The sequence below is a fragment of the Kitasatospora sp. NPDC054939 genome (assembly GCF_053610105.1).
In genome coordinates this window covers 23617-48631 of sequence record NZ_JBSGXP010000054.1, presented here as the reverse complement: position 1 = coordinate 48631, position 25015 = coordinate 23617, and the positions used below count along the sequence as shown (strand labels likewise).

The following is a 25015-nucleotide window of genomic DNA, read 5'->3' as shown; positions in this document are numbered from 1 at the left end:
GCGCGGTCCGCTCCGCCTCGGCGATGTCGCGGACATCGACGCCGGACATCCGGCCTGACCCCGGGGCTCGCCGACCGACTCGCCCTTGCACGGCCGGCCCCGCTTCCGTCTCGTGGTCCCGGTCCCCATCGACCGAATGGGCATGGGCCGACTCGTACAGGGACTGGTGGACGTGGCAGCCGGACGCCGCCCCGCGTCCGGCCTGCCATCATCTCCGGACGCGTGGCGGCGCATCCTGGCAGCGTCTGCGCACGCACCGACCGGGGCTCTGAGGGCCGACGCGGCCTTCGCCATCCGGCTCCGCACCTGAACGGCCGCCTGCCGTGCCTGACCGGGATCCGGTTCGCGGATTCTCCGGACAACCAGGGCGAGGCAGAGGGCACGATGCGATGCTTCGTTCTCCAGTTGGATTCCGACGATCGGGCCGCTGTCCTTGACGAACTGCCCTTGGAGCTGGTCGGCGAGTTGTGAGAAGTACGAGCCGACCTTGGCCAGATATCCCGGGTCGTCGGTGCGCTTGCCGCTCAGGGCGAAGGACGGGATACCTCCGTCGTTGGTCTCCGCGTTGATGTAGGGGCCGACGCGCAGCCAGACCAGCAGGCCCTGTCGCTGGGCCGCGGCCAGGAAGGCCCGCAGGTCCCTGTTCCCCGTCCAGTCCCAGGTTCCCTGCGGATTCTCGTGGTGGTTCCAGAACGCGTAGGTGGCGACGGTGTCGAGGCCTGCCGCGCGCATCTTGCCGAGCTCCCGCTCCCAGCGGTGGGCCGGGTAGCGCACGTAGTGGAACTCCCCGCTCAGCGGGTACCAGGCCTGACCGTTTCGGGACCACCCGTTGTACGTGACGCCGTAGGTGACGCCCCCGCCGGTTCCTCCGAAACCGGGGAGGGCCGTGTCGGGTCTGAGCTCGGTCGCTGCCGTGTCGAGGTGGTAGCCGGGGGTGCCGGCCGCCTCGGCGTAGGTGGGCCGCAGCAGGTTGCCGAGGACGGGGCCGGCCGACCACCTCCAACCCCCACACCCCACGCCCGCCCCCCCGAGCCGCACGGCATCAACCGCTGCTCCATCCTGCGCGGCGCGGCTTCGCAACCAGGAGGTGCCCCGTGCTCCTGACCCCGCCGACGGCCCAGGCCACCACGCCGCAACGGCCACGCCTGCCGGAACAGCGGCAGCCCCCCGCACCCGCACGGCGCGTGGCCGCCCTACTGCCCTGGGCCCTGGCCGCGGTCCTGTTCGCCGCCTACGCCGCGCTGTCCGTCTCCCGCCACCTGCACCTGCAGACGACCGGCTTCGACCTGGGCATCTTAGAGCAGGCCGTACGCGCCTATGCCCACGGGCGAGCACCGGTCTCCGAACTCAAGGGGCCGGGCTTCCACCTGCTCGGGGACCACTTCCATCCCGTTCTCACCACCCTCGCGCCGCTCTACCTCCTCGCCCCCTCCCCACTCACCCTGCTGGTCGCCCAGGCGGCACTGCTCGCGATCTCGGTCGTCCCGGTGACCCGGGTGGCGGCGCGGGCGGCGGGACCGTGGGCGGGCGCGGGCATCGGAACGGCCTACGGGCTGTCGGTCGGACTCCAGCAGGCGGTCGGCTTCGACTTCCACGAAATCGCCTTCGCGGTGCCGCTGCTGGCCTTCGCCCTGGAACGGCTGACGCTGCGCGAGTGGGCGGCGGCCGCCGGGTGGGCGCTGCCGCTGCTGCTGGTGAAGGAGGACCTGGCGGCGACGGTCGCGGCCATCGGCTGCTGTCTGTTCCTCCACGGCCGCCGCGCACTGGGCGCGACCCTCGCCGCCGTGGCCGCCGCCACCCTCGCCCTGGTGGTGCTGGTCATCGTCCCCGCGCTGAACCCCGACGGCGTCTACCCCTACCTCAACAGCGTGGACGGGCCGTCCGGCAACCCGCTGGCCAGGCTCCTGATGCCCGGCGAGAAGTGGGTCACGCTCGGTGTGCTGCTGGCTCCCACTGCCTTCCTGGCGCTGCGCTCCCCGTTGCTGCTGCTCGCCGTACCGACCCTGGCCTGGCGGTTCTGGTCCACCAACCCCTCCTACTGGGGCACCACGTTCCACTACGGCGCGATCCTGATGCCGATCGTCTTCATCGCCTTCGCCGACGCCCTCACCCGGCTGCGCGCCGGACGCGTCCTGCCGCGGTGGACCGTGCGCTGCCTCGTCGGCTCCGCACTCGCAGTGACCGCGGGGAACCTGCCCGCCCAGCCCCTCAGCACGCTCGCCCGCCCGGCCACCTGGCAGCACGACCCCGCGGCCGACACCGTACGGGACGTCCTGCGCCGGATCCCCGACGGCGCCCGGGTGGCCGCCGCCAACGCGCTCGCCCCCCCAACTCACCGCCCGCACCGAGGTCTACCTCTTCCCCCGCTACCCCGGCGGACCAGGAGTGAGGCCCGAATGGGTCGCGGCGTTCGACCAGCCGCAGGACGGGCTCTTCACCGCCCGACAGGAGTCCGACGCCCTCCACGCCCTACCCGGCGCCGGGTACGCTCCGGTCGCGAACGGCGGCGGAGTCACCGTGTACCGCCTCGGTGAACAGCGCCGCTGACCACCGGGTCGTGGGAACGTACGCCGCCAGGGTGCTGAGCCGGGCCTGCGGCCGGGTGCCCGCCGGACCTGCGGGCGCCCCGGCCGAACGGGCGACCGACCCCCGAATGCCCGGGCCACCGCCAGGGCCGACGTGAGCAACGCCGACAAGCTCGCTGTTCAGGTGCGCTCCCAGCGCCACGGCTGCGGTCCGACTCGCCGAATCCCGGCCGACTGTTCGTCATCTCGGCGGCCGACCCGGCGAACGGCCAAGGCTTCACGCACTGGCTCGGCGAAGCGCTCGGCGTCTGGGCGGCCTTCAGGAAGAAGGTCGAGCAGCTCCAGCGGACGCGTCCGCCGGGCAGCAGCCGCTGCGACCACCAGGTGAACAGGACGGCACGGGCGTCTCCTAGGAGGGGCCGGGACCGGGCTTGCCGGTGAAGGGAAAGACCGGCCAGCCCTCCATGCATGTCCCGCCGGGCTCGATGGGCAGTGGAGAGCTCATCCCTCCGCGGTAGAGGACCATCAACACCAACGCCGCCAGGACGAGCACGAAGGCACGGAACGGCCACTCCCCCGCATCGGTGGTCGCCCGGAGCCGCAGGTGTATCACCGCCAGCAGGACGGTCATCAACAGCCACACCATCGGGACAGTGAACACCGTCAGCGAGAGGTTCGCGGCCGCGTCGTTGCCCAACGGGCAGTCGGCCCACGCCTGCACGGTCCAGGAGGTGCCGAGCACCGTACCCCCTGCCGCAAGCCCGGGTGCCGCCAGCACAGTCGCCAAGGACCGGGGCCACCCCTGCCCGGTCCGCTGATCATCAGTCACGGTCTTCATGTGATCCACGACGCAGCCGACCCGTCCCGAGTTGCACGATCCCTGGTGGCGGTCTGGCGGCCCCGATGCAGTCCTCCGGGGCGGGCACCTGGCCGCGGGCAACGTACCCGGACCAAGTCGTCGGCCGGACGCTGAACGGCAGCGCGGCGGCGGTGGGCACGCAGGCGATCCACCGTTCGACGGACTCGGCCGGGGTGCCGATCAGTGCGGCGATCGGGGGAACCGGCGTACCGAGGCTGCTGCGGGATCCGTCCGGCGGCCAGGTCGCCCTATGCGCCGGCGACCAGCATCCCGCCCATCGCCAGCATGGTCGCCGCGACCAGTCCGTCCAGCACCCGCCAGGCCTTCGGCCGGGACAGGACACGGCTCAGCAGCCGGGCGCCGAAGCCCAGGCCGGCGAACCAACACAGGCTGGCCATCGCCGCGCCCGTACCGAAGGCCCAGCGCAGGTCGCCGCGGTCGGAGGCGAGCGAGCCCAGCAGGAGCACGGTGTCGAGGTACACGTGCGGGTTCAGCCAGGTCATCGCCAGGCACGTCAAGACCGCTCGCCGGACGGACCCCGCCTCCGGTCCTCCGCCGGTGAGCGCGGCCGCCGGATCCGGGCGCAGCACCCGACGGGCCGCCAGGAAGCCGTAGCAGAGCAGGAATGCCCCGCCTATCAGGCCCACTGCGGTCAGCGCCGCCGGCCAGGCCGTGACCACCGCGCCCACCCCCGTCACGCCGAGCGCGATCAGCGCCGCGTCCGAGACGGCGCAGATGGCGACCACCGCGAGGACGGCGTGCCTGCGGGCGCCCTGGCGAAGGACGAATGCGTTCTGGGCCCCGATAGCCACGATGAGGGAGAGCCCGGTGCCGAAACCGGCGATTACGGCGGCGATGGTGCTGCTGTTCATGGCTTCGACCGTATGGATCGCGTATCGATGAGTACAGCTAAAGATTCTTAGGTAACCTTAGCTGTACTTATGGACGAGCTTCCCCTGGACCAGGTTCGGACCCTGCTCGCGGTGGTCGACGAGGGCACCTTCGACGCCGCGGCTGCCGCCCTGCATGTGACCCCCTCCGCCGTCAGCCAGCGCGTCAAAGCCCTGGAGCAGCGCACCGGGCGGGTCCTGCTCCTGCGCACCAAGCCGGTACGGCTCACCGAGTCCGGCGAGGTGGTGGTCCGTTTCGCCCGCCAGCTGGCCCGCCTGGAACGCGACGCCCGCGCCGAACTGGGCCTGGCGGCCGAGCAGGGCCCGGCCCGGGTCCCGATCGCGGTCAACGCCGACTCCCTCGCGACCTGGTTCCTGCCCGCGCTCACCCGGGTGCCGCAGGACCCGCCGATCTTCTTCGAGCTGTACCGGGAGGACGAGTCCCACACCACCGCCCTGCTGCGCGAGGGCCAGGTGATGGCCGCCGTCACCTCCTCGCCCGAACCGGTGGCCGGCTGCACCGCGCGGCGGCTCGGGCTGGCCCGCTACCTGGCCGTGGCTACGCCGCAGTTCGCCGCCCGTCACCTCACCGGAGACCTGGCCGAGGATTTGCGCGAAGCCCCCACCGTGGTCTTCGACCGGCGCGACGAGCTCCAGGACGAGTTCGTCCGGTCCCTCACCCGGGGGCAGTCGGGCGCCGGGCGGACCCGCCACCTGGTGCCCGCCTCGGACGGGTTCCGGGACGCGGTGGCCGCCGGGCTCGGCTGGGGCCTCGTCCCCGAACCGCAGGCCGAGCCGCTGCTGCGGTCCGGCCGACTGGTGGAACTCGCACCCGCCCGGCCCATGGACGTTCCCCTGTACTGGCAGCAGTGGAAGCTGGATTCGCCCGCCCTGTCCACGGTCGCCGAGGTCGTCGCGACGGCCGCCGCCGAGGCCCTGCTGGCCAAACCCACCCGCCGGCCGTAGACCGCCCGGTGTCTGCGCCGGTGAGTCCTGAACTCCGGCGCAGACTGCAGGAGACGCCCCCGGAGGAGACCGGGCCGAGGGACATCCGCGTCGAACAGACGCCGGCGGCCTGGCGCCCGCAGGGGCGGACCGACCTGTCGGCCGGGCCCGTGGGTGGCCCTCCCGGGTGTCCCCCGGGAGGCCCGGCGACCCGGCGGCCGGAGTCCTGGTGACGGTCCGCCTGGCCGCGACCCGGGCGGAAATTGCGCTGCTCACACCCCTGGCCCCGTGCACCCTGACCATGACCGGGTGTTCCATGCGAGGCACGCCGGGGCAGCTCGCGCAGCTCGCCGAGCACGGCGTGGAGGGGATGAACAGCGCCTGTGAGGACTTGGTCAGCATGTACTGCGGGGGCGCCGACCGTTGGTGAGGTAGCCGGTCGCGGCGCCGTTCCAGGAGCTCAGAGAGTCCCGCGCAGCTTGGCCAGTGCCTCGTTGAGCAGGATCTCGCCGTCTTCCTGGCTGCGGCGTTGCCGGACGTAGTCCAGGTGCGTCTTGTAGGGGGCGTTGCCCTGGGCGACGGGCACGTCATCGGGATCGGGGCCGGCCGGCAGACCGCAGCTGCGACAGTCCCACGCTTGCGGGACCACCGCCTCGATCGCGAAGCTGATCTGGGTCCGGTGGCCGTTGCCGCACCAGAACGACACCGCTGTACGAGGGGCGAGATCGCCGCGCTCGGACTCCCCCATGGGACCCGAACCGATCCGCGCACCCCTGATGCCGCCACGTCCCTGTGCCACGATCGCTCTCCTCGGCCATGATGTCCACGCCTCGGTGCATGGGGACGCCCAGCGTACGGCCACCCCCGGCAACCCGGCCCACCGCCCCCCGTGCAGGCATTGAGCCGCCGCCGATTCCTGGACGTCAGCCGTCTGTGGCCTCCCACCTGAACTGCGCTCCGTGAGCGATGCACGGTTCTGGACGGCCGGGTCACGGCCAGGACGGGGGCGTGCGTCTCGGCGGTCTGCTGCGGGCCGGGCTACGGTGGAATCGATCCGGTGCTGCGGTCTGTCACGCCCTTGTGGGGCGGCGGTGGTGATGGGAGCTGGGCATGAACGGGCTGGGCGGTGGAGCGTCCTTCCCCGCGGTTCAGGGGTGCGCGTTCGCGGGTCGCGAACGCGAGATGCGGGAGTTGCTGGGCGCGGTGTCCCAGGCGCGTCCGGCGGTGGTGCTGGTGGAGGGCGAGGCGGGGATCGGCAAGTCGCGGCTGGTCGCGGAGGCGTCGGCGCGGCTGGAAGCCGAGGGTCTGCGGGTGCTGGCGGGAGGCTGCCATCCGCTGCGTGAACCGCTGGCCTACGGACCGGTGGTCGACGCGCTGCGCCGCATCGGACCGTGGCTGCCGCCGGTGGAAGAACTGGGTGCTTCGGCGGGGGCGCTGGCGCCGCTGCTGCCGGACCTGGCCGGTGCACTGCCCGAACCGCCGCCCGAGCCGCTGCCGGGCTCCTCCGGTTCGGGTATGCAGCGGTTCCGGGTGGTGTCGGGGGTGCGGGCGCTGTTGGAGGCGGTGGCGCCGGCGGTGCTCGTGGTCGAGGACCTCCACTGGGCGGACGCGGCGACCCGCGAACTGCTGCTCCTGCTCGCACGCGACATGCCCACCGATTCGGCACTGGTGCTGACCTACCGGGCGGAGGCAGGTTCACCCAGCAGTGCGTGGCCGCCGATCCGGCCGCGGCAAGGCTGGTGGCGGAGCTGCCCCGCGAGGGCGACGACGTTCGGGTGCTCCACGGCACGGCGGTCTTCCTGAGTGCAGGTGTCATGGGCGCACTCGCCGTCGGGAACGACCGGCCGGCCGCGGTGGCCCTCGCCGAGGCGCAGGCGATGGTGCCACGCACCCGCATGCAGATGCTGGGCCTGCACCTCCGCTCTCTCCAGGTCGTGCTCGACTGGCAGGCCGGACGCTGGGACGAGGCCGAGCGCGGCCTGGAAGCCTTCCACGACCGCCATCCGGACAGCCCGCTGAACTCGGGCGGACTGCTGGCCACCGTCCGCGGCCTCCTCGCCGCCGCCCGCGGCCGCACCACCCAGGCCGCCACCGCCTTCGAGCAGGTCCTCACCCGCGAGTGCCTGCACCTGGACTCGCTCGGCGCCGCCGCCGGCACCGCCCGCCTCCACCTCACCCGAGGCGACCCCCAGTCCGCCTGGCGGACGCTGACCGACCCGCTCGACTTCCTCGACCTCCTCGACCGCAAGGAGGCCTGGGCCCACGCCTGGGACCTCCTGCCCACCGCCGTCGAAACCCTCCTCACCCTCGACCGCACCGCCGAAGCCCGGGAACTGACCGAACGCCACGCCACCGCCACCGACGGCCGCGACGCACCCGGCGCCGTCGCCGAACACCACCTGTGCCGGGGCCTGCTGCTGCGCGCCGGCGGTCCCGACGCGGCGATGGCGGCCTTCGATCTCGCGGCCGCCCAGTGGACCGACATCGGCCGCCCCTACCATGCCGCCCTCGCCGCCGAACACGCCGTGCGCACCCGCACCGACCCCGCCGAGACCGAGACCCGCTTGGCCGGGCCGCTCGCCACGTTCGAGCGCCTCGGCGCGACCTCCGACGCGGCCCGCTGCCACCACCTGCTGCGCGAACTCGGCCGCAAAACCCCCAACCTGCGCGGCCGCGCCGGCTACGGCGACCGGCTCTCCCCCCGGGAGCAACAGATCCGCGACCTGCTCGTCACCGGCGCCACCAACAAGGACATCGCCGCCGCCCTGTTCCTCTCCACCCGCACCGTCGAGAACCACGTCGCCCGCGTCCTGGCCAAACTCTCCACCACCCGCGCCGACCTCGCCCGCCGGCAGGCCTGAACCCGGCCTCGTTCACGAGTCGCGAGTCGCGGAGTCCGTTTCGTCATGACTGTCGCGCTCGTGGCGCCCATCCCCCGGCACCCCGGCGCAGCCCCGACCCTGGAGATCACCGTCCCTCCCATGTCCATCGAGTTCTGGGTCCGCGACTGACACCAACCCGTCGGGGGCGGCGCCACCACCCGGCAACCCGCCCCCGAAAACCCCCGAGCAGACCGCCACCGCGGTCCCGCCCCCGACCCGCACGAACCCGGCACCCCCCGGAAGCGTCACGACGCCGTCGGCGCCCCAGCCCGGACACGGGCAGCCGGTGGGCCGGACCGCGGGGCCGCGGGGCCGCGGGGCCGCGGGAACGGGGCGCAGGCCCGGTTCCTCAAGGCCGAGGTTTGCGCACCAGGCTCCGCCGGTGGTGGCGGCCGCGGTGAGGGCGAGGAGCACCGCGGTTCCGCCGCCGGTCACCGAGACGTCGGTCCGGCGAGTCGCGCTTGCCTCGGACGACTGAACCTCGTGTGCGGGCCAAGACAGTATGTACGGCCGGCGGGAGGCTCGTGCTTGCAGCTTCCGTAGCGTCATGTGGTCAGGTGGAGCCGTCCTCGTTCGTCTGTGAAAGGCCCTTTACCGATGCCCATGTCCTTCTTCGTTTCGCGTCAGGCCAAGATCGGTGATGTGGCGGCCCTCGTGGGCACGACACCGCGGGCGATCCGGCACTACCACGCCATGGGCCTGATCCCCGAGCCCACGCGGGGCGGCGACGGCCGTCGCCGCTACGGCTTCCAGGACGTGGTCCGGCTGCTGTGGATCCGGAAGATGGCCGAGGCGGGAATCGCCCTGAGCGACATCCGTGACGCCTTCACCATCGCCGTGGGTGTGGCCGGGACCGGCGAGAGTGAGGGGGACGGCACAGAGGCCGCCCTGGCCCGGTTGGAGGAGGCCCTCGCTGCCCAGGAGGCGGAGCTGGCCCGCCAGCGGGCCCGGGTGCGGCGGATGCGCGCCGAGGGCGGCAGGACGGGCCTGCTCTCCGAGGCAGTCACCGGCCGCCTGAAGAACCTTCCCGCGGGCTCACTGCGCCAGGAGGACCTGGACACGCTGCTTGTCACCGAGCGGATCTTCGGCCCCCTCGGCGCGGTCGTGCAGGCATCCCGGTTCATCGCGCTGGCCACCCATCCCGAGCTTCGGGCCGAGTCCGACCGTGTGGACGCTGCCGAGGAAGCACTCGACGACACCGTCGCCGTCGACGACCCACGCGTTGCCGAAACGGCCGCTCGGCGCCACGCGTTCGAGAGGATCCTGATGACGGTGATCGAAGAGTCAGGGATCGAGGAGGAGGAAGCAGCCCTCCTCGACACCGTCTTGGACGCCACTCACCCGGAGGCCGCCGAAGAGAATGCGGAAACCGGCGTCAGGGATGGTGACATGAGCGTGTTCGAAGCCGTCACGAAGCTGCCCCACGGCTTCTCCCCGGCCCGGGTGCGCTGCGCGGAACTGGCCCAGGAACTCGCCGACCGCGACTGAGCGCCCACTCATGGGTCGTCCCGGCGGAGCTCAGGGGCCGCCCTGCGCCAGAGCTCCCGGGCTGCATCCTCGTCCCGCCCCCACAGGGCGAGCCGGATCGGGGACCAGCCCCTGCCGCGGAGCCAGGCGCCCGGCGTCGGCGTAGGCGGACAGGTCGCCGGCCGCGACGACGAACTCAGCGCCCAGGATCGGCCCGATGCCCGGCATTGATTTCGATGATGCTCGCCTGCGGGTGAGAGTGGAAGGTCGCCTTGATCTGCTCGTCCAGGCCGCCGATCCGCTTGTCCAGGGCCAGCAGTTGGGCCGCATCCCGGGCGATGCCTGACGATGCGTCAACAGCGTGGTCGCGCCCTTGTTGTGGACCAGTCGGAGGCCCACTCCACGGCATCGGTCATTGCCAGCGCCTCGGCCGCGGCCGCGTTCGACAGCCGGCTCACCGACCCGTGCGTCCGCCATCACCGGCAACGTGCGTCCCACATCGTCAGCGTCGCCACGTCCACCGGTCATCCGCAGCCCCTCGCCACCGCACTCAACGTAGTCACGACCGACCCCGCCGGTCACAGTCACACCGTAGAGTCTCCGGCCAAGCCGGTGCGGTCCAGGCGGGTGAGCCCCGGCAGGTGGCGCCGGGGCTCACCGGGAGGGGTGTGTCAGCGGTCCATCAGGACGAACACGCCCCAACCGAGGTATTCGCGCTGGTACTTGGCGTGCAGGACGGGTGCCGCGGCGAGTTCCGCGCGCATGTCGTCGGCGAGCTCGTCGTCGGGGTTGGCGTCGAGCCAGCGTCGGATGTTGAGCCACTGTGCCGCGACGTACCGGTCCCAGCTGTCCTGGTCGGCGAGGACCATCTCGACGACATCACAGCCCAGGTCCCCGAACTGTTCGAGCAGTTCGGGCAGCGTGAGCAGGTCGTCCCTGCGGGCCGCGTGACAGCCCTCGACGACGGTCTGGTCCTCAGGCTCACGGCGCCAGTACGGTTCACCGATCAGCATCGTGCCGCCGGGAGCGAGGCTGCGCCGCAGGAGTTCGACGGTGCCCACCACACCGGAGCCGATCCAGGTGGCGCCGACGCAGGCCGCGATGTCGACGGGATCGTCGGCGACATGGCCCGAGGCGTCCGCGTGCACGAAGCCCACGCGGTCGGCAACGCCCAGTTCCACTGCCCGCCCGCGCGCGGCGTCGAGGAAGACGGTGCTGATGTCGACCCCGGTGCCGGCGACACCGTGGTCCCGGGCCCAGGTGCACAGCATCTCGCCCTTGCCGCAGGCGAGGTCGAGCATGCGGGTGTCCGGCGACGGGCTGATGGCCTGACCCAGGATGGCCAGTTTCTCGCTGGTGAACGGGTTGCAGATGCGATGGCTGCTCTCGCGGATGGTGAAGCTACGTGGCAGATCCACTACAGGGGTTCCTTCGGTCCGTGTCGGTCAGAACGGCTGGGCAGTGCGGCCGACTGGGGTTGGCCGCGAGTACCTGGACCGTCATCAAATGCACCCCTTCGGACGTGTGAAGGCTGGGACCTGGCGAGGGTACGGCCGCTGTGATCACCGTGTCCATCGCATTTCACGCCCTGCCGCCATGCGCCTCATGCGATGCGGACCGCCCGGGCGTTCGACGAGGTGTCCGCGCTCGAAGCGGGCGCCGGCGCGGGCCCGCACTCAGCGACGCGACTGGCTCGCCGCCGACACCCTCGACGCGGACGGGTAGTCCGAATCCGCCGACGCCGCGACACCACCCCAGCCCAGGTGCTGGCCGGGGAGCGGAGCGAGCTGTCGTCGGCGCGGCGTACGACGAGGAGCTGGGCAAGGAGACGAACGTCGAGACGGCCTGGCTCGCCCCGTTGCACGACCTGGTCCGCCGGGCGGCCGAGGCGGGGTACGGCGAGCACAGCATCGCGCCCTGACCGAGGTCCTCGCCCCCGCGTAGCGGCACGGCGGGCGGACGACCGGACCGAGTCGTCACCCCGGCCGCCGTCATCGTGGAGCGCGGCTAAACGGCTGTTGACCGATCGTCCGTTGATCACGGACACCGCGCCGCGGGATCGTACTCACGCGGCCCGATCGAGGCGCCCGCCACCGCAGGAGAGGAACCACCACCATGGCCACCGGAACGATCACCCACTTCGTACACCAGTCGCTCGACGGATTCATCGAGGGACCGGACGGCGAGTTCGACTGGCCCGTGATGGGACCGGAACTCTCCGCCTACTCGCGCGAACTCACCGCGGAGGCCGACGTCTTCCTCTACGGCCGGGTGGTGTGGGAGATGATGGCCGGCTACTGGCCGCGCGCCGAGGAGATCTCCACCGACGCGCACGACCTCGCGTTCGCACCGCTGTGGCGCAAGACCCCCAAGCTGGTCGTCTCGCGGACCCTGGAGCAGGCCGACTGGAACACCCGGGTGATCACCACCGACGCGGCGCAGGAGCTGGCCCGGCTCAAGCAGGACGGCGCCCGCATGGTGCTGTTCGGGGGCTCCGCGCTCGCCGCCCACCTCACCGAGCACCGGCTGATCGACGACTACCGGATCCTCGTGCACCCCGTGGTGCTCGGCGGCGGGAAGCCGGTCTTCCCCACTCCCCGGCCGCGGCTGCACCTCACGCTCGCCGAGACCCGGGTCTTCGACGACCAGGTCACCCTGCTGCGCCACCGGCCCGTCCGCGAGGGCGAGCCTGCCTGAGGCTCCCGAACGCGGGTCGCGGATTCGTGTCAGCCGTGCGTAGGCGGGGGAGGGCGTCGCGCAGGGCGTAGAGGTCCTCGGTGGTGGCCTGTTCGGCGAGACGGGCCAGCAGGCGGCGCAGGACGTGGTCGTCGCGGTCGCGGACGGCTTCGGCGATGCCGCGCAGTACCGGTTCGAGTTCGGGTCTGGCGCTCATCGTCTCTCCTGTTCGACCGAGGTGGTCACGGACAGTGGGCGCATGCCCGTCGCGGGTGCCGGCATGCGCGGGGGCCGCCGGGAGGGGGAGGTCGTCGCCCTCCCGGCGGCGCTGGGGGGAAAGCGGCCGCCGGGAGGACGGTGAGGCTCTCCCGGCAGCGCTGGGGACGGCTGGTCAGCGGTCGTCGAGACCCGGCACGGGACGGCGGCTGCGGCGGTCGCCGGCTCCCGGGCGGGTGGTGTCGCGGTCGCGGGCGGCGGTGGCGGCCGCGAGGGCGAGCAGGGTGGCGATGGCGCCGGCGATGAGGTTGCTGGTGATGGAGCGGGTGCGGGCGACGTCGCCGGCCACGACCCAGGGCGCGACGCAGGTCCAGACGCCGAGGACGGCGGCGGCCCAGGCCATGGAGTGGGTGCGCTCGTAGGAGTTGCCGAGCCCGCCCAGCAGCAGGGCATAGGCGATGCCTGTGACGAGGTTGGTGACGGCCAGAGTGGTGAAGCCGTTGAACCCGCAGATCCAGGGCGAAGCCGCCAGGTACAGGCCGGTGATGAGGGCCAGGGCCTCGATCATCTGGGCCCGGGGGGTGGCGACGGCGCGGTCGTGCCGGGCGCGCAGCTCCCTCAGGTCGGGGTGCTCTTCGATGGGTGGACGGTGGGTTGACGCCATGATGACCTCCGGAGAAGAAGTGCTTCCCACCATCTACCCCATAAAGCCGACATAAACAGATAAAACGGTAATACTTCCGATCCCGTACCTACGGGCCGGCCGGCCGAGATTCGGCCGCCGGGCGGGGCACGCACCTCGCCGCCACCCACGCCCCGAGGCATGGTCCGTGACGGCGGTGGGTTCCGTCCTCGAGTTCATGCCCGCCCGAGCCTCCCCCCGCACCGGCCCACGCACCCGCCCCCGCGCAGCCTTCCACCCGTTCGCATCCGTCGAGCAGCCAGACCGCCTACGGCCACAGGCAACCCGACACGGCAGCCCGGCTGCGCACGGGTGCACCCGTCGGTGGGACGGTGGCAAGCGGCCGGGTCAGGACCGTAGGACGGCGTGCCGACAGGTGTGTCGGCCGGCGGCTGCCCGGTGTGGCCGGGCTGCTCCCGCCGCGATCTCCACCCGGAACGTGCCGGTGTCGTCCGTGCAGTCGGGGCGCCGTCGGCGGTCCTCTCGCCGGTGCGGTGGACGACGACCACCTCCGGCGGTACGGACCCGCCCGGGCCGCGAGGCAGGAGCACCACGTACCGCGCAGGCGCCGTCACGCCCCTCACCCCCCGCCGGGGTGGCCGTCGCCCAGGGCCGCGGCCACGCTCCCCCGGACGGTGAACACCTCGCCGGTACCGGTGAGGTCCAGCAGGCGGACCATCTGCGGCGGGGGCGCGGCCAGCACCAGATCCACACCCACAGCCCGGACGGCCAGACGGGCTTGGAGCAGGACGTTCAGGGCGGCGGAGTCGCAAAAGCCCAGGCGGCCGAGGTCGACAACGATCAGCGGCGGCACCGGATAGGTCGCGAGGACCTCCCGGACCGCGGCCATCAGGCGGCCCGCGTTGTCCATGTCGATGCCGCCGCACGGGGCGAGGACCGCGGCGTCCTCGGTACGCGAGACCTCAAGAACAAGATCGCCGGTCATCACACGCTCCTACGCCGCGCCCACGAGAGTGCCGAGCCGACGGACCCGCCCGACCGGGCGGTCGACCCCTCCGGCGACCGGGCAGAACAGTTCGCGCAGCGCCACCTCATGCTCGCCGAGCCGCCCGTCCGGTTGTCATCGGGGCGGGCGGGTCCGGTGGGCGGGCCGAGCACGGCGGCGACGGCGCGCAGGTGCGCCAGGCCAGGCCCGCTCGGCAGATGGCCGTGTACGGGTGAGGAGGGACGCGGCTGGGCGGGGAAGTCACTCATGGACGTCAGGATCGGTCGCCCTCCGGTCCGAGCCGGTGCACCGCGCCGCGTCATCGGCGCGCGAGTCTCCGGCCCCGGCTACAACACTGGTACCGCTGAGGACGGCAGAGCTCGAAACCACTGGACGACCCCGCCGCGTGGCGGCGGGGTCCCGGGGGGTGCTGGTCACAGGGTGTCGCGGTAGCCGCCGCTCTCCGTGCCGCGCTTTTCGATGAAGTGCTTGAAGCGGCGCAGGTCGCCCTTGACCTGGCGGTCGAGCATCCCCGCCATGTCGGCGGCCTTCTCGGCCATGCCGCCGGGCTGGAAGTCCATCTCCATCATGACCCGGGTGTGGCGCGCGTCGATCGGCTCGAAGCTCACCATGCCCGTCTGCCGGACATCGCCGCCGGTGGTGCGCCAGGCCACGTGGTCGTCGGGGACCTGGTCGACGATCTCGGTGTCGAACTCCCGGGTGACACCCTTGACCTTGGTCTTCCAGTGGTTGTGGCGGTCGTCGATCTGGGTGACCTCCTCGACGCCCTCCATGAACATCGGGAAGTCCTCGAACTGCGTCCACTGGTTGTACGCGGTGCTGATCGGCACGTCCACGTCGATCGACTCCTGCACCTTGCTCATCGCTGCACTCACCTTCGCTTCGTCGGATCTGCCCGGTGGCCGGTTCGCCTTTCCCCGGCGGCCGACCCGTATGCCGGGCCCCCTACCGATTCCGCCCCCGCCGCCCGAATCCGGCAACCCGAGAACCTCCCCGGGCACCGCAACCGGGCGGGAACTCCGCATGAGGTTTCACCGGGCCCGGGCCGCGCAGGCGCGAGGACAGGGCGCCACCGTGATCCTGCGCATGGCCACACCGGCGGCGCCCGTCCGATCCGGCAGGCGTACCTGTGGGACGGGGTGGGAGGCGTCAGGGCAGGGGTGTGCCGCCGGTGGCGTTGACGATCTCCGCGGTGATGTAGGAGGACTCCTGGGAGGCGAGGAAGACGTAGGCCGGTGCCATCTCGGCGGGCTGGGCGGCGCGGCCCAGCGGTGACTGCTCGCCGAAGTGCGCGACCTTCTCCTCGTCCATGGTGGCCGGGATCAGCGGCGTCCACACCGGCCCGGGGGCGACGGCGTTGACCCGGATGCCCGCGGGGGCGAGCTGCATGGCAAGGCCCTGGGTGAACGCGACGATCGCGGCCTTGGTCATCGCGTAGTCCAGCAGGTGCGGGCTGGGCTTGTACGCCTGGACGGAGGCGGTGTTGATGATCGAGGCGCCTTCGCGCAGGTGGGGCAGGGCGGCGCGGGTGAGCCAGAACATGCCGTACAGGTTGGTCCTCATCACCCGGTCGAACTGCTCGCTCGTGATCGCGGCCAGGCCCTCGGGCTGGGACATCTGGTAGGCGGCGTTGTTGACCAGGACGTCGAGGCCGCCGAACGTCTCGGTGGTGCGGGCCACCAGGTCGGCGCAGAAGTCCTCGTCGCACAGGTCGCCGGCCACGGCGAGGGCGCGCCGGCCCGCGTCGGTGACGAGGCGGACGGTCTCCTCGGCATCGCCCTGTTCGGCGGGCAGGTAGGCGACGTCGGCCCCCTCACGGGCGAAGGCGAGGGCGACGGCCCGCCCGATACCGGAGTCGGCGCCGGTGATCAGTGCGGTGCGGCCGTTCAGGCGGCCGGTGCCACGGTAGCTCCTCTCGCCGTGGTCCGGGCGGGGCTCCATCTCCTCCCCGCTGCCCGGGTGCGGCTGGGACTGTTCGGGGAACGGCGGCTGGGGATGCTGCTCGGTCGGGTCCTGCGGGGTGTGCTGGTCGTTCACGGTAGGCGGTCTCCCTCGGGTGGGCCGGGGTGGTTCACGGGGGCGAGTCTGGCCGCGCGCCGGTCCGTTCGCGCGGCGGGCTGCGGCACACGGGTGGTTGGCCCGAGCCCGCCCGTGTACCGGTCCGCGCGCCGGGTACCAGTGCCACCGGCCACCGACCGCCCGTCACACCCGGAGGACTGCCCATGGACGCGATCGTTCTGCTGAGGGAAGACCACAAGAGCGTGGAGAAGCTCTTCAAAGCCTTCGAGAAGGCCGGCGACAATGCGTACGCGGAGAAGAAGAAGAAGATCGCCGACCAGGTGATCGAGGAACTGACCGTCCACGCCGTCATCGAGGAGGAGGTCTTCTACCCCGCCGCCCGCCAGGCCGCCCCCGACACGAAGGACCACGTGCTGGAGAGCATCGAGGAGCACCACGTCGTGGTGTGGATGCTCTCCGAACTCGCCGGGATGGACCCGCAGGACGAGCGGTTCGACGCGAAGATGACCGTGCTGATGGAGAACGTACGCCACCACGTCGAGGAAGAGGAACAGGACTGGTTCCCCGAAGTCCGCAAAGCCATGGGCCGCAAGAGCCTGGTCGAACTCGGCGAACGCCTCGCCGAGGCCAAGGAGAGTGCCACCCGCGACCCGCTCAAGGTGCCCAGCGCCAACACCTGACGAACCCGGCCCGCTACCCTCTCGACTGTCGGACACCAGCGGCCACCGCCACAGGACGTCCCCGTTCCCGGCGCAGCCGAAGAGTACCCCGTGGCCACAGGCGCCCCGAGCCCTTCAGAGGACCGAGGAACCATGACACGCAACGGACCCGACCGCGACGAGACGCCGGCCGAGCGGGCCGACCGGCTGTGGAACGAGATGCTGCAGGAGGTACGGGTCTGCCAGACCGGCGCGCAGATCCTCTTCGGCTTCCTGCTCTCCGTCGTCTTCATGCCCCGATTCACCGACCTGCCGCACTTCGACCGCCACCTCTACGTCACCACCGTGCTGCTCGGCGCCGCCGCCACCGGCACCCTCATCGCCCCCGTCGCCTTCCACCGCTTCCTCGCCGGACGCGGGATGAAGCCCGAACTCATCCGCGTCGCCGGACACCTCATCACCACCGGCCTGGTCCTGCTCGCCCTCACCATCACCGGTGCCCTACTCCTGCTCCTGCGCACCGCCCTGCACACGACCGCACTCGCCTGGGCCCTCAGCGCAGCCGTCCTCGCGTGGTTCGCCCTGTGCTGGCTCCTACTGCCCTGGACCGTCGTGCACCACCAGGAACAGCACGACCGGGCATGACCAAGGCCTGCCCGACCCGCCGGACAAGGCCGTACACCAGCAAACCCGAAAGGCTGCGCGGCAGGCAATGCGGAAAGGTCCCGCCTCACCACTCCCTGGGGCTCCCCCGCACCGGGCACCCCGGCCAGGATCATGGACGCCCTGCACCCGGCATGCTCCGCGCTGTCTCAGTGATGATCATGGCACCCTCCGCGGCGGTGAGGGGTGCGCTGACGGCAGTGCGCCCGTCCGGCAGGCGCAGCAGCAACTGGAGCCGGCCGTCGTGCAGTGGAGGCCGACGGCCCAGGCCGTGGTCGTCGGCGGGGATCGCGGTGGGTCGGAGAGGGTGGTCACGGGTTTCGGCTCCCGCGAACAGGCGGGGTGAACAGATCGGTGGTCTCGGTGAGTTCGAACAGGCGCCGTACCTGCCGGCTGGCCGCCACCACCGTCAGCGTGCGGCCCTCCGCCAGGGCCGCCAGGCGCAGGCGCAGCAGGGTGTTGAGGCCGGTGCTGTCGCAGAAGGTGAGGGGGGCGAGGTCGAGGTCGAGTCCGGTTCCGCTGGTGTGGAGGGCTTTGTCGAGGGCGTCGTGGAGTGCGGTCGCGTTGTCGAGGAAGACTTCGCCGTGGAGGGCGGCGCGGGTGCGGTCGGGGCCGGTGGTCATGTCGAGGACCAGGGTGTCGGCCAGGCGCATGCGGGTGCGCGCGGGCGGGTCGGCACTGGCCTCGGTGTCGACGAGGGGGGTGTCGGCGGAGGGATCGGCGGGCATCGGGGAACTCCTGCTCGGCGCTGGGTGCCCTTCCAGGGTGATCCGATCCGCTTTGTCGGTCAACCGATACACGAATAGTGATTCAGTCATGGCAGAACCGGAACCACGGATCCTACGATGGTGGGTATGGCACACACCGAGCCTCCGGCCGCGCGCGCACGGGAGAACTGGACGTTCCTGACCAACCACGCGCGGGTACTGGCCGCCATCGCCCGCGACCCCGGCACCCGCCTGCGGGACATCGCCGCCGTGTGCCGGCTGACCGAGCGCGCCGTCCAGGCCGTCGTCGGGGACCTGGAGCGCGACGGCTACCTCACCCACACCCGCGACGGACGCCGCAACCGCTACCGCATCGCCCCCCACACCCACCTGCGCCACCCCGCCGAGGGCGGCCTGCCCGTCGAAGCCCTCCTCACCCTCCTCACCGACCCCGACATCACCCTCGACGCAGACACACCCGCCGCCACGCAGCCCCCCGACCTGCGGCAGGTCGACGGGCACGCAGATTCCGGCCCCCGCTCCCACTCCCCCACGGACCACGCCGCTGCCCCGTAGCCGCCAACGGGCCTCTCGATCGCGCGCCGCGGCGGTCGGTCCGGTCGGCGCAACGCAGCCGCACACGTGCGGCTGCCCGGTCGTAGCGTCGTTCGTATGACGACCGACGAGACGGCAGCGGTGGTGGGGGTGCGCCCGGCGAGCGAGGTGTTCGCGGCGCTGGAGGAGCTCTCTATACGGCGCCGGCCGTGGACGGACTACGAGCAGGGCATGCTGCACGCCTACCGGTGGGCGGTGGGCACCCGCGACCTGGCACCCGCCACAGCCGCCCAGGCCGTGGGGGCGGTGGGGCCCTGCCGGGCGCAGCTGCTCGCGGAGTGCCAGGCCGCGGAGGTGCAGATCCGGATGGGCACGGGCCGGAGCGTGGCGGACACCGACTGGCTGCTGGGCGCTTTCGCGGCGCTCGCGTGGCTGTGCGGGCACCACGACGACCGGCCCTGACAGCCCGGACGGGGCCTTGCGTCGAACTGGCCTCGGCGCAACCGGCAAGCAGCAGCTCGAACAGCTCACCTAGGCCGAGCTCCACAAACGCGCCACCGACCTCGAGCCCTCACCGCGCGGCCATGAGCCGTGACGAACTCCGGCACGCCCTCAAACACGCCGACCCCCGCCGCCGCGCCGCCTCCTGACGCCCCCGCCCTCTCGGACACTTCGGGAGCCTCCGGCAATCCGGACACCTCGTTCCGGGGCGTCAACTCGACGGCTTTGGGCACGCGCGGGTCATGACCGCGCACTACCCCGAGCAGCGGATCGCCATCCCCGCCCTGGGCATGGCGTGGCTGCGCATCGCCTTCGTCCACTGGGCCTACCCACCCGATGCCGTCCAGCGGCTGCTGCCGGCGGGGCTGACCGTCGACCAGTACGCGGGACGGGCGTGGGTGGGGCTGACCCCGTTCACCATGGCGCGGGTGCGGGTCGCCGCTCTCCTCCCGCTGGCCTCGGAGACGTTCCGGGAGACCAATGTCCGCACCTACGTCCGGGGCCCCCACGGGCGCGACGGCCTGTGGTTCTTCTCCCTCGACGCGACCCACCTGCCGTTCATCGTCGCCGCCAACGCGCTCCTGGGCGCCCCGTACCGGCTCGCGCACCTGGAGGCGGACGAGGCCGGCGGGCTCCTCGACTACCACGGGCGCCGGATGGGCCGCACCGCCTCCTACCGAGTCTCGCTCCGCCCCGGGCCCCGGCTGGTACCCGACGGCCTGGAGGTCTGGCTGACCTCCCGCTGGCGCGCCTACACCCACCATCTCGGCGTGCTGTGGGACACACCGGTCGACCACGAGCCGTGGCCGCTGCGGGGCACGACCGACCACGCGATCACCCAGGACATGACCGGAGCGGCAGGCCTGCCCGATCCCGCGGACGCGCCGCTCGTCCACTTCTCCGACGGTGTGCGACGCGTGCGCTTCGGGCTGACGCGCCCCGCCCGGTGACACCTACGGAGACCCGACCGTTCCGGCTCAGGGCAGGGGTGTGCCGCCGGTGGCATTGAGACCTCCGCGGTCGTCCTTCCATCCTGGTTCACCACCGCCACCGCCACCGACGCCCCGCCGAGCCCGCAGGCGCAGGCCGCCTACCGGGAGTTCATTCCCGCCGGACGACCTCGGCGGCCTCGAAAGCGGCCAGGCGCAGCGCGGTGTCGGGGCGTACGGCGCCGTCGGCGAGCATGTCCTGGAGTGCGGGTGACAGGCGGGTGCCGCAGGGGGCGAGGACTTCGCAGGCGCGGACGGGCAGGTCCCAGCGACGGCCGGCTGCGAGAAGGTGGGCGGCGCGGGCGGCGTCGGTGGGGGCGGGCACGATGGCGCCCTCGACGAGCCGGTAGCGCGGCGCGGGGCCGTCGTCGCGGCGGTCGTCGTCGAGCCCGTGGTGGTGGTACTGCCAGCCGTGGACCTGGTCCCAAATCAGCATCCAGGGCAGGGCATGGATGGACAGTTCGCGCAGCGCCACCTCGTGCTCGCCGAGCCAGCCCGTCCGGGTGTCATTGGTGCGGGTGGGTTCGGTGTGCGGGCCGAGGGCGGCGGCAACCGCGCGCAGGTAGGCCAGGCCAGGACCGCTCGGATGGCGGCCGGACAGGGGCGGGAAGGGAGGCGGCAGGGCAGGAAAGTCGCTCATGGGGTTCAGGATCAATCGCCTGCCGAACGGAGCCGGGGTACCGCGCCGCGCCATCCCGGGACCTTCCGGGCAGGCGGCGGCGCTTCAGGAGGAATGCGCCGCCCGGACCGGCGGCGCCGCCGCCTGTTCACAGCGACTACCACCGCACCCGAATCGGGGCGTCGGTGGTAGGGCGCGCGGGGCTTGGGTAGGCGTCGTGGCCGAGCAACGACCCGACTCGACCCTGGAGGGGTCTTGAGTGACACGACAGGTCCCGGCCGTCCGGACCAGAGCACAGCGGCGGCAATCGCAGACACCGTGAAGGAGAAGGTCGGCGAAGGTGCGGCCGCGACCGGCCGGCAGGCCTCCGAAGTGGCGGACACGGCCCAGGAGCAGGCAGCACACGTCGCCGGCGAAGCGCTCTCGCAGGCCCGCGACCTTGCCACGGGGTTGCGCGAGGAAGTGCGCGAGCAGAGCCGGACACAGACCCGACGCCTGGCGCACAACGTCCACGGCCTCGCCCGCGAGCTCCAGCAGATGGGGGAGCACGGCGAGCCCCACTCCCCCGCCACCACGGCCGTACGGCGCCTGGCCGAGGGCGGCCAGCGGATCGCCGACCACCTCGAACAGCGCGGGCCCGAAGGTCTGCTGGACGACGTGCAGGACTTCGCCCGGCGCCGCCCCGCACTGTTCCTCGCCGGCGCCGCCTTGGCCGGCTTCGCCCTCGGGCGCACAGGCAAGGGGGTCAGTGCGGCATCGGACACCAACGGCGCCCCCTCGCCCGCCGAGGCGGCCGGCCCCAAAAGCACCCCACCCGCCGGAGCGAGCCCCCGGCACAGCACGCACGCTGCACCGCGCACGCCGGTGACCAGGGAGGCCTCGGCCGCAGACGCGGTCACCGATCCGTACAACGAGTACGGCCAGTCGCAACCCCCGCACATGACGCCCGAATACGCGCAGGAGCGTACACCTGCTCCCCCGGCCTCCGGGCCGACGGGCCGAGCCGGACCGGGGAGGTGAGCCGTGGCCACCGCCTACGACCGGCCACCCGCCACATCCACTTATCGAACCCGGGCCGACGCCCCCTCGGCCCGCCCGGCCCCGCCCGCCGCAGCGGCCGGCACGGGAACCCAGGACACCTCCGTCGGCGAGCTGATCGCCGAGATCACCAACGACCTCGGCCAGCTGGTGCGCGAGGAGATCGACCTGGCCAAGGTCGAGCTGAAGGACGAGGCCGCCAAAGCGGGGAAGGCGGGCGGCATGCTCGCCGGGGCCGGCTACGCCGGCCACCTCGTCCTCGTGTTCATCAGCCTGACCGCGATGTTCGCCCTCGGCCACGCGATCGACCTGGCCTGGGCCGCACTCATCGTCACGGCACTGTGGGCAACCGCTGCCGCCTGCCTGTACACCGCAGGCCGCAAACGGTTGAGGAACGTGAACCTCAAGCCCGAACAGACCATCGCAACGCTCAAGGAGGACGCCCAGTGGGCACGACACCCGACCAGTTGAGAAGCCACGTGGAAGCACGCCGCGCCCATCTCGCCCACAACGTCGACCTCCTGGCCGACCGGATGGCACCGCGCCGCATCGCCCACCGCCGCGTCGACGCCACCCGAAAGCGACTGACCAGTGTGAAGGAGAGCGTGATGGGATCCGCAACGGACGCCACCCACAGCACCGGCGACACCGCCCGCACCGCCGCCGACACCGCCACCCGCACCGCCGAAAACCTCGGCCACGCCGTCGGCGACGCCACCTCCCAGATGAGCGAAGCCGTCCAGCAGGCCCCCGCCCAGCTGCGCCGCGGCACCCGCGGCAACCCGATAGCGGCCGGACTCGTCGCTTTCGGCGCAGGGATGCTCGCCGCAGCGCTCCTCCCGGTCTCCGAAGCCGAAGAACGGGCGGGTGCCCAACTGCGCGAGCACGGCAGCGAACTCATCGAGCCCGTGAAGCAGACCGCAACCGACATCGTCCAGGACGTCAAGGAGGGCATGCGCGAACCCGCCGCCCAAGCCGCAGCCTCCATCAGGTCCACCGCACAGGAAGCCGTGCAGACCACGAAGGACACCGGCCAGGAGGCAGCCCAAGCGGCGGCCGACGACCTGCGCCGGGCCGGCCACGACGCCGCACAGCAGACACGCCAGGAGATCCAGTAGGCAAGATCCCGCGGTAGTGCAGGGGCCGCGGCGAAGGCAGAAGCCGAACCACGCGCGCGGCGGCGCTCGCAGGAGGCCGCCCGCGCTCCTGGGCGGCCTGCCCGGCGGCGCCCCATTCCTTGGGACCACGCAGCCGACCACCGTCCGGGTCGTCGAGCACATCAACGACTCCGGGTCTGGCCCAAGTTGTGTGACAGGTGACGGTGCGTGATGGATATCGGTGGTCGGCCGGGCTTGTAGATCGACTGAAAGTCGTCGGCTCGGGTTCTGTGTGGCTGACAGTCGGGGGTTGTGACGCAATCGTGTTCCCTGCTAAGGGAGTTGCTGTTCCCGTCGGTGTCGGAGGTGGCGGTTGTCCGGGTGGAGCCGGCCGGTCCCGTGGTGCGATTGGAGGCGCGATCGACCGCCGGCGGCGCCAACTGCCCGGGCTGCGGCGCCTGGTCGAATCGAGTGCATGGCTCCTACCTGCGGTTCCCGGCCGACCTGCCGAGCGCGGGACGGCGGGTCGTGCTCGTGCTGCGGGTGCGCCGGTTTGCCTGCCCGGACGAGTCGTGCCGCGGCGGACGTTCGTCGAGCAGATTGAGGGCCTGACGCGCCGTCACGGGCAGAGTACCGAGCGGTTTCGCTCGTCGGTCGCCGCGGTGGGGCTGGCTCTCGCGGGCAGGGCCGGTGAGCGGATGGCCCGGCTGCTGGGTCTGCGTGGGAGCCGCAGCACGCTGCTGCGGCGGGTGATGGAGCTGCCGGACCAGCCCGTCGGTGCCCCGACGGCGATCGGGGTGGACGACTTCGCGCTGCGCAAGGGCCACGTCTACGGCACGGTGATCATCGACGCCATCTCCCATCGGGTCCTGGATCTACTCCCCGAGCGGGACGCGGCCACGCTCGGCCCCTGGCTCGCCGGCCAGCCGCAGGTCGAGGTGATCTGCCGGGACCGGGCCAATACCCGACTCCACCAGTAAAGGCCGCCAGCACTGCGGCGCCCCAGGCACTGCAGGTCGCCGACCGCTTCCACCTTTGGCGCAACCTCACTCATGCTGTCGAGCGCGCTGTGCTCGGCCACCGCTCCTGCCTGCACAGTCTCCCCGTTATCGAGCCAGAGCCCGAACCGCAGTGGGAGACCCCGCTCCCCGCCGACAGCGACATCGATGAGGATGGCGAGGAGCCGGCCCCACCGGGCGGATGCTGTGGGCTCTGGTTCACGGCCGGCTCGTCGCGGGGCCGTCGCCTGCGGAGAGCCACTGGGCGGCGAGGCCGGTGACGATCGCTCCGCCCCGGTCGCTCAGGTGGATGTGGTCGACGAGCAGTTCAAGGCCGTTGCCGCGGGCCACCTCGTCCCAGCTGCGGCGGAGCAGGTAGTGCTCGGCTGCCGCGCGGTAGGCCAGGGCGAAGCTGAAGTCGTACGAGGCTCCGTCGTTGCCGCGCTGCCGGAGGATGTCGGCCATCTGTTCGTGGACGGGCAGGTAGGTGGCGTGGGTGCGGGTGGCTGTCTCCTTGATCGCGGCGTTGTAGGCGTCGAGCCTGTGGTTGATGTCGGCATTCAGGTCCTCACCGAGGGGCGGCAGGGACATGAGCGCGATCCGGGCGGAGGTCCGGGTTCTGACGCGGTCGACGATCGCGCCGAGATTCTCCTTGTACTGATCCACCGGTACGCCGTTGCGGACGTCGTTGGTACCGCCCAGGAGCGTGACCACGTCCGGGTTGCACGCCACCACATCGGCATCGACCCGCGCCCGCAGGTCGGCACTGGTGCTGCCGTTGACGCCCGCGTTGACGAACTCGTATCCCCGGAACTCGGGCCGGTCGCGCAGCGCGCCCACCCAGTCCGCTCCCTGTGTGCCCTGGGTCATGCTGGCGCCGGCCGCGACGACGACTGGACCTGCGCCCTGCTTGCGCCCCTCGGCGCAGGCTTCGGCCGGCGGGTTGGTGGGCGACCGGAGGAAGGTGAGGTACCCGACGGTTCCCGCGGCGCCGAGCAGACCGGCGAGCAGCAGGGACAGGGCGATGATGACGCGTTTCTTCGTGCCCGGTTTCCTCATGG

The 25015-nt window shown here is 72.2% G+C and carries 30 protein-coding genes and 1 pseudogene; 16 read left to right on the top strand and 15 right to left on the bottom strand.

The annotated features are described in order from the left end of the window. On the bottom strand, positions 1 to 1017 hold a 1017-nt coding region (locus ACWGB8_RS17725), incomplete at its 3' end, for a beta-galactosidase (RefSeq protein ID WP_452214416.1). Positions 1018 to 1094: 77 nt separating this feature from the next. Between ACWGB8_RS17725 and ACWGB8_RS17720 the strand changes: the two genes are divergently transcribed. Then, the gene (locus ACWGB8_RS17720) at positions 1095 to 2534 is read left to right on the top strand and encodes a DUF2079 domain-containing protein (protein ID WP_452214415.1); all 1440 of its coding nucleotides are present in this window, start codon (positions 1095 to 1097) and stop codon (positions 2532 to 2534) included. 400 nt (positions 2535 to 2934) lie between these two features. Here the strand turns inward: ACWGB8_RS17720 and ACWGB8_RS17715 are convergent, their stop codons facing one another. Both ACWGB8_RS17715 and ACWGB8_RS17710 read right to left on the bottom strand, forming a co-directional pair. Continuing rightward, entirely contained in the window at positions 2935 to 3267 is a 333-nt protein-coding gene (locus ACWGB8_RS17715; RefSeq protein ID WP_452214414.1) for a hypothetical protein, read from the bottom strand. 365 nt (positions 3268 to 3632) lie between these two features. Next, positions 3633 to 4256, bottom strand: a complete 624-nt coding sequence (locus tag ACWGB8_RS17710) for a LysE/ArgO family amino acid transporter (protein ID WP_452214413.1) — start codon at positions 4254 to 4256, stop codon at positions 3633 to 3635. 69 nt (positions 4257 to 4325) lie between these two features. Between ACWGB8_RS17710 and ACWGB8_RS17705 the strand changes: the two genes are divergently transcribed. Further along, on the top strand, positions 4326 to 5240 hold the full coding sequence (locus ACWGB8_RS17705; RefSeq protein ID WP_452214412.1) for a LysR family transcriptional regulator ArgP: 915 nt from the start codon (positions 4326 to 4328) through the stop codon (positions 5238 to 5240). A 439-nt stretch (positions 5241 to 5679) separates the two neighbouring features. Here the strand turns inward: ACWGB8_RS17705 and ACWGB8_RS17700 are convergent, their stop codons facing one another. Beyond that, positions 5680 to 6018, bottom strand: coding sequence for an RNA polymerase-binding protein RbpA (locus ACWGB8_RS17700; RefSeq protein ID WP_452214411.1), 339 nt, complete (start codon positions 6016 to 6018; stop codon positions 5680 to 5682). Between the two features lie 311 nt (positions 6019 to 6329). Here ACWGB8_RS17700 and ACWGB8_RS17695 point away from each other — a divergent pair, with 311 nt between their 5' ends. The 3 genes from ACWGB8_RS17695 to ACWGB8_RS17685 all read left to right on the top strand — a co-directional run bounded on the left by ACWGB8_RS17695 (position 6330) and on the right by ACWGB8_RS17685 (position 9589). Next, on the top strand, positions 6330 to 7022 hold the full coding sequence (locus ACWGB8_RS17695; RefSeq protein ID WP_452214410.1) for an ATP-binding protein: 693 nt from the start codon (positions 6330 to 6332) through the stop codon (positions 7020 to 7022). After that, positions 6929 to 8080 (top strand): LuxR C-terminal-related transcriptional regulator, encoded by a 1152-nt coding sequence (locus ACWGB8_RS17690; RefSeq protein ID WP_452214409.1) that lies wholly within the window; start codon positions 6929 to 6931, stop codon positions 8078 to 8080. Before ACWGB8_RS17695 ends, ACWGB8_RS17690 begins: the two co-directional genes overlap by 94 nt. A 618-nt stretch (positions 8081 to 8698) precedes the next feature. Continuing rightward, positions 8699 to 9589 carry a MerR family transcriptional regulator gene (locus tag ACWGB8_RS17685; protein WP_452214408.1) on the top strand — a complete coding sequence of 297 codons (891 nt, stop codon included), beginning with the start codon at positions 8699 to 8701 and terminating at the stop codon, positions 9587 to 9589. A 93-nt stretch (positions 9590 to 9682) separates the two neighbouring features. Here ACWGB8_RS17685 and ACWGB8_RS17680 read toward each other — a convergent pair. Beyond that, positions 9683 to 9854: pseudogene (locus ACWGB8_RS17680) on the bottom strand (transposase); the annotation flags it as partial. Positions 9855 to 10239: 385 nt separating this feature from the next. After that, the gene (locus ACWGB8_RS17675) at positions 10240 to 10986 is read right to left on the bottom strand and encodes a methyltransferase domain-containing protein (RefSeq protein ID WP_452214407.1); all 747 of its coding nucleotides are present in this window, start codon (positions 10984 to 10986) and stop codon (positions 10240 to 10242) included. Between the two features lie 697 nt (positions 10987 to 11683). Between ACWGB8_RS17675 and ACWGB8_RS17670 the strand changes: the two genes are divergently transcribed. Further along, positions 11684 to 12265: a dihydrofolate reductase family protein gene (locus tag ACWGB8_RS17670; RefSeq protein WP_452214406.1), complete on the top strand. Its 582-nt coding sequence runs from the start codon at positions 11684 to 11686 to the stop codon at positions 12263 to 12265. Here the strand turns inward: ACWGB8_RS17670 and ACWGB8_RS17665 are convergent. From ACWGB8_RS17665 to ACWGB8_RS17640, 6 genes are all read right to left on the bottom strand, one after another. Further along, on the bottom strand, positions 12219 to 12461 hold the full coding sequence (locus ACWGB8_RS17665; RefSeq protein ID WP_452214405.1) for a hypothetical protein: 243 nt from the start codon (positions 12459 to 12461) through the stop codon (positions 12219 to 12221). The genes ACWGB8_RS17670 and ACWGB8_RS17665 overlap by 47 nt on opposite strands. 174 nt (positions 12462 to 12635) lie before the next feature. After that, complete coding sequence (locus tag ACWGB8_RS17660; RefSeq protein WP_452214404.1) at positions 12636 to 13124, bottom strand: SPW repeat protein; 489 nt, start codon at positions 13122 to 13124, stop codon at positions 12636 to 12638. A gap of 194 nt (positions 13125 to 13318) precedes the next feature. Then, positions 13319 to 13717 (bottom strand): DUF6296 family protein, encoded by a 399-nt coding sequence (locus ACWGB8_RS17655; RefSeq protein WP_452214403.1) that lies wholly within the window; start codon positions 13715 to 13717, stop codon positions 13319 to 13321. 5 nt (positions 13718 to 13722) lie between these two features. Next, positions 13723 to 14088, bottom strand: a complete 366-nt coding sequence (locus ACWGB8_RS17650) for an STAS domain-containing protein (protein WP_452214402.1) — start codon at positions 14086 to 14088, stop codon at positions 13723 to 13725. A gap of 434 nt (positions 14089 to 14522) precedes the next feature. Next, entirely contained in the window at positions 14523 to 14972 is a 450-nt protein-coding gene (locus ACWGB8_RS17645; protein WP_452214401.1) for an SRPBCC family protein, read from the bottom strand. Positions 14973 to 15258: 286 nt separating this feature from the next. Continuing rightward, a complete protein-coding gene (locus ACWGB8_RS17640) occupies positions 15259 to 16146 on the bottom strand; it encodes an SDR family oxidoreductase (protein WP_452214400.1) in 888 nt (295 codons plus the stop codon). Positions 16147 to 16331: 185 nt separating this feature from the next. On the opposite strand from ACWGB8_RS17640, the gene ACWGB8_RS17635 reads away from it, so the two are divergent. Both ACWGB8_RS17635 and ACWGB8_RS17630 read left to right on the top strand, forming a co-directional pair. Beyond that, positions 16332 to 16808: a hemerythrin domain-containing protein gene (locus ACWGB8_RS17635; protein WP_452214399.1), complete on the top strand. Its 477-nt coding sequence runs from the start codon at positions 16332 to 16334 to the stop codon at positions 16806 to 16808. A gap of 132 nt (positions 16809 to 16940) precedes the next feature. Next, a complete protein-coding gene (locus ACWGB8_RS17630; RefSeq protein WP_452214398.1) occupies positions 16941 to 17432 on the top strand; it encodes a DUF6328 family protein in 492 nt (163 codons plus the stop codon). A 329-nt stretch (positions 17433 to 17761) separates the two neighbouring features. Here the strand turns inward: ACWGB8_RS17630 and ACWGB8_RS17625 are convergent, their stop codons facing one another. Further along, positions 17762 to 18178 carry an STAS domain-containing protein gene (locus tag ACWGB8_RS17625; protein ID WP_452214397.1) on the bottom strand — a complete coding sequence of 139 codons (417 nt, stop codon included), beginning with the start codon at positions 18176 to 18178 and terminating at the stop codon, positions 17762 to 17764. Between the two features lie 126 nt (positions 18179 to 18304). Here ACWGB8_RS17625 and ACWGB8_RS17620 point away from each other — a divergent pair, with 126 nt between their 5' ends. The 3 genes from ACWGB8_RS17620 (at position 18305) to ACWGB8_RS17610 (ending at position 20163) form a co-directional block, all read left to right on the top strand. Further along, on the top strand, positions 18305 to 18733 hold the full coding sequence (locus ACWGB8_RS17620) for a helix-turn-helix transcriptional regulator (RefSeq protein ID WP_452214396.1): 429 nt from the start codon (positions 18305 to 18307) through the stop codon (positions 18731 to 18733). A gap of 96 nt (positions 18734 to 18829) precedes the next feature. Beyond that, positions 18830 to 19174 (top strand): hypothetical protein, encoded by a 345-nt coding sequence (locus ACWGB8_RS17615; RefSeq protein ID WP_452214395.1) that lies wholly within the window; start codon positions 18830 to 18832, stop codon positions 19172 to 19174. A 281-nt stretch (positions 19175 to 19455) separates the two neighbouring features. Then, positions 19456 to 20163, top strand: a complete 708-nt coding sequence (locus tag ACWGB8_RS17610; RefSeq protein WP_452214394.1) for a YqjF family protein — start codon at positions 19456 to 19458, stop codon at positions 20161 to 20163. 151 nt (positions 20164 to 20314) lie between these two features. Here the strand turns inward: ACWGB8_RS17610 and ACWGB8_RS17605 are convergent, their stop codons facing one another. After that, a complete protein-coding gene (locus ACWGB8_RS17605; RefSeq protein ID WP_452214393.1) occupies positions 20315 to 20842 on the bottom strand; it encodes a DUF6292 family protein in 528 nt (175 codons plus the stop codon). Between the two features lie 297 nt (positions 20843 to 21139). Between ACWGB8_RS17605 and ACWGB8_RS17600 the strand changes: the two genes are divergently transcribed. The 5 genes from ACWGB8_RS17600 to ACWGB8_RS17580 all read left to right on the top strand — a co-directional run bounded on the left by ACWGB8_RS17600 (position 21140) and on the right by ACWGB8_RS17580 (position 23936). Next, entirely contained in the window at positions 21140 to 21841 is a 702-nt protein-coding gene (locus ACWGB8_RS17600) for a hypothetical protein (RefSeq protein WP_452214392.1), read from the top strand. Between the two features lie 3 nt (positions 21842 to 21844). Continuing rightward, positions 21845 to 22330 carry a phage holin family protein gene (locus ACWGB8_RS17595; protein WP_452214391.1) on the top strand — a complete coding sequence of 162 codons (486 nt, stop codon included), beginning with the start codon at positions 21845 to 21847 and terminating at the stop codon, positions 22328 to 22330. After that, on the top strand, positions 22306 to 22977 hold the full coding sequence (locus tag ACWGB8_RS17590; RefSeq protein WP_452214390.1) for a DUF3618 domain-containing protein: 672 nt from the start codon (positions 22306 to 22308) through the stop codon (positions 22975 to 22977). Before ACWGB8_RS17595 ends, ACWGB8_RS17590 begins: the two co-directional genes overlap by 25 nt. A 291-nt stretch (positions 22978 to 23268) precedes the next feature. After that, the gene (locus tag ACWGB8_RS17585; RefSeq protein ID WP_452214389.1) at positions 23269 to 23568 is read left to right on the top strand and encodes a transposase family protein; all 300 of its coding nucleotides are present in this window, start codon (positions 23269 to 23271) and stop codon (positions 23566 to 23568) included. Between the two features lie 86 nt (positions 23569 to 23654). Continuing rightward, positions 23655 to 23936, top strand: a complete 282-nt coding sequence (locus tag ACWGB8_RS17580; RefSeq protein ID WP_452214388.1) for a transposase — start codon at positions 23655 to 23657, stop codon at positions 23934 to 23936. A gap of 237 nt (positions 23937 to 24173) precedes the next feature. Here the strand turns inward: ACWGB8_RS17580 and ACWGB8_RS17575 are convergent, their stop codons facing one another. Next, positions 24174 to 25013 carry an SGNH/GDSL hydrolase family protein gene (locus ACWGB8_RS17575; RefSeq protein WP_452214387.1) on the bottom strand — a complete coding sequence of 280 codons (840 nt, stop codon included), beginning with the start codon at positions 25011 to 25013 and terminating at the stop codon, positions 24174 to 24176. Positions 25014 to 25015 lie beyond the last annotated feature (2 nt).

Coding starts and splice junctions, on each gene's coding strand:
- ACWGB8_RS17605 (WP_452214393.1), bottom strand. CDS start 20,842: ATGAGCGACTTTCCTGCCCTGCCGCCTCCCTTCCCGCCCCTGTCCGGC.
- ACWGB8_RS17630 (WP_452214398.1), top strand. CDS start 16,941: ATGACACGCAACGGACCCGACCGCGACGAGACGCCGGCCGAGCGGGCC.
- ACWGB8_RS17660 (WP_452214404.1), bottom strand. CDS start 13,124: ATGGCGTCAACCCACCGTCCACCCATCGAAGAGCACCCCGACCTGAGG.
- ACWGB8_RS17575 (WP_452214387.1), bottom strand. CDS start 25,013: ATGAGGAAACCGGGCACGAAGAAACGCGTCATCATCGCCCTGTCCCTG.
- ACWGB8_RS17635 (WP_452214399.1), top strand. CDS start 16,332: ATGGACGCGATCGTTCTGCTGAGGGAAGACCACAAGAGCGTGGAGAAG.
- ACWGB8_RS17610 (WP_452214394.1), top strand. CDS start 19,456: ATGACCGCGCACTACCCCGAGCAGCGGATCGCCATCCCCGCCCTGGGC.
- ACWGB8_RS17695 (WP_452214410.1), top strand. CDS start 6,330: ATGAACGGGCTGGGCGGTGGAGCGTCCTTCCCCGCGGTTCAGGGGTGC.
- ACWGB8_RS17615 (WP_452214395.1), top strand. CDS start 18,830: ATGACGACCGACGAGACGGCAGCGGTGGTGGGGGTGCGCCCGGCGAGC.
- ACWGB8_RS17580 (WP_452214388.1), top strand. CDS start 23,655: ATGGCCCGGCTGCTGGGTCTGCGTGGGAGCCGCAGCACGCTGCTGCGG.
- ACWGB8_RS17710 (WP_452214413.1), bottom strand. CDS start 4,256: ATGAACAGCAGCACCATCGCCGCCGTAATCGCCGGTTTCGGCACCGGG.
- ACWGB8_RS17625 (WP_452214397.1), bottom strand. CDS start 18,178: ATGCCCGCCGATCCCTCCGCCGACACCCCCCTCGTCGACACCGAGGCC.
- ACWGB8_RS17705 (WP_452214412.1), top strand. CDS start 4,326: ATGGACGAGCTTCCCCTGGACCAGGTTCGGACCCTGCTCGCGGTGGTC.
- ACWGB8_RS17650 (WP_452214402.1), bottom strand. CDS start 14,088: ATGACCGGCGATCTTGTTCTTGAGGTCTCGCGTACCGAGGACGCCGCG.
- ACWGB8_RS17620 (WP_452214396.1), top strand. CDS start 18,305: ATGGCACACACCGAGCCTCCGGCCGCGCGCGCACGGGAGAACTGGACG.
- ACWGB8_RS17665 (WP_452214405.1), bottom strand. CDS start 12,461: ATGAGCGCCAGACCCGAACTCGAACCGGTACTGCGCGGCATCGCCGAA.
- ACWGB8_RS17670 (WP_452214406.1), top strand. CDS start 11,684: ATGGCCACCGGAACGATCACCCACTTCGTACACCAGTCGCTCGACGGA.
- ACWGB8_RS17645 (WP_452214401.1), bottom strand. CDS start 14,972: ATGAGCAAGGTGCAGGAGTCGATCGACGTGGACGTGCCGATCAGCACC.
- ACWGB8_RS17685 (WP_452214408.1), top strand. CDS start 8,699: ATGCCCATGTCCTTCTTCGTTTCGCGTCAGGCCAAGATCGGTGATGTG.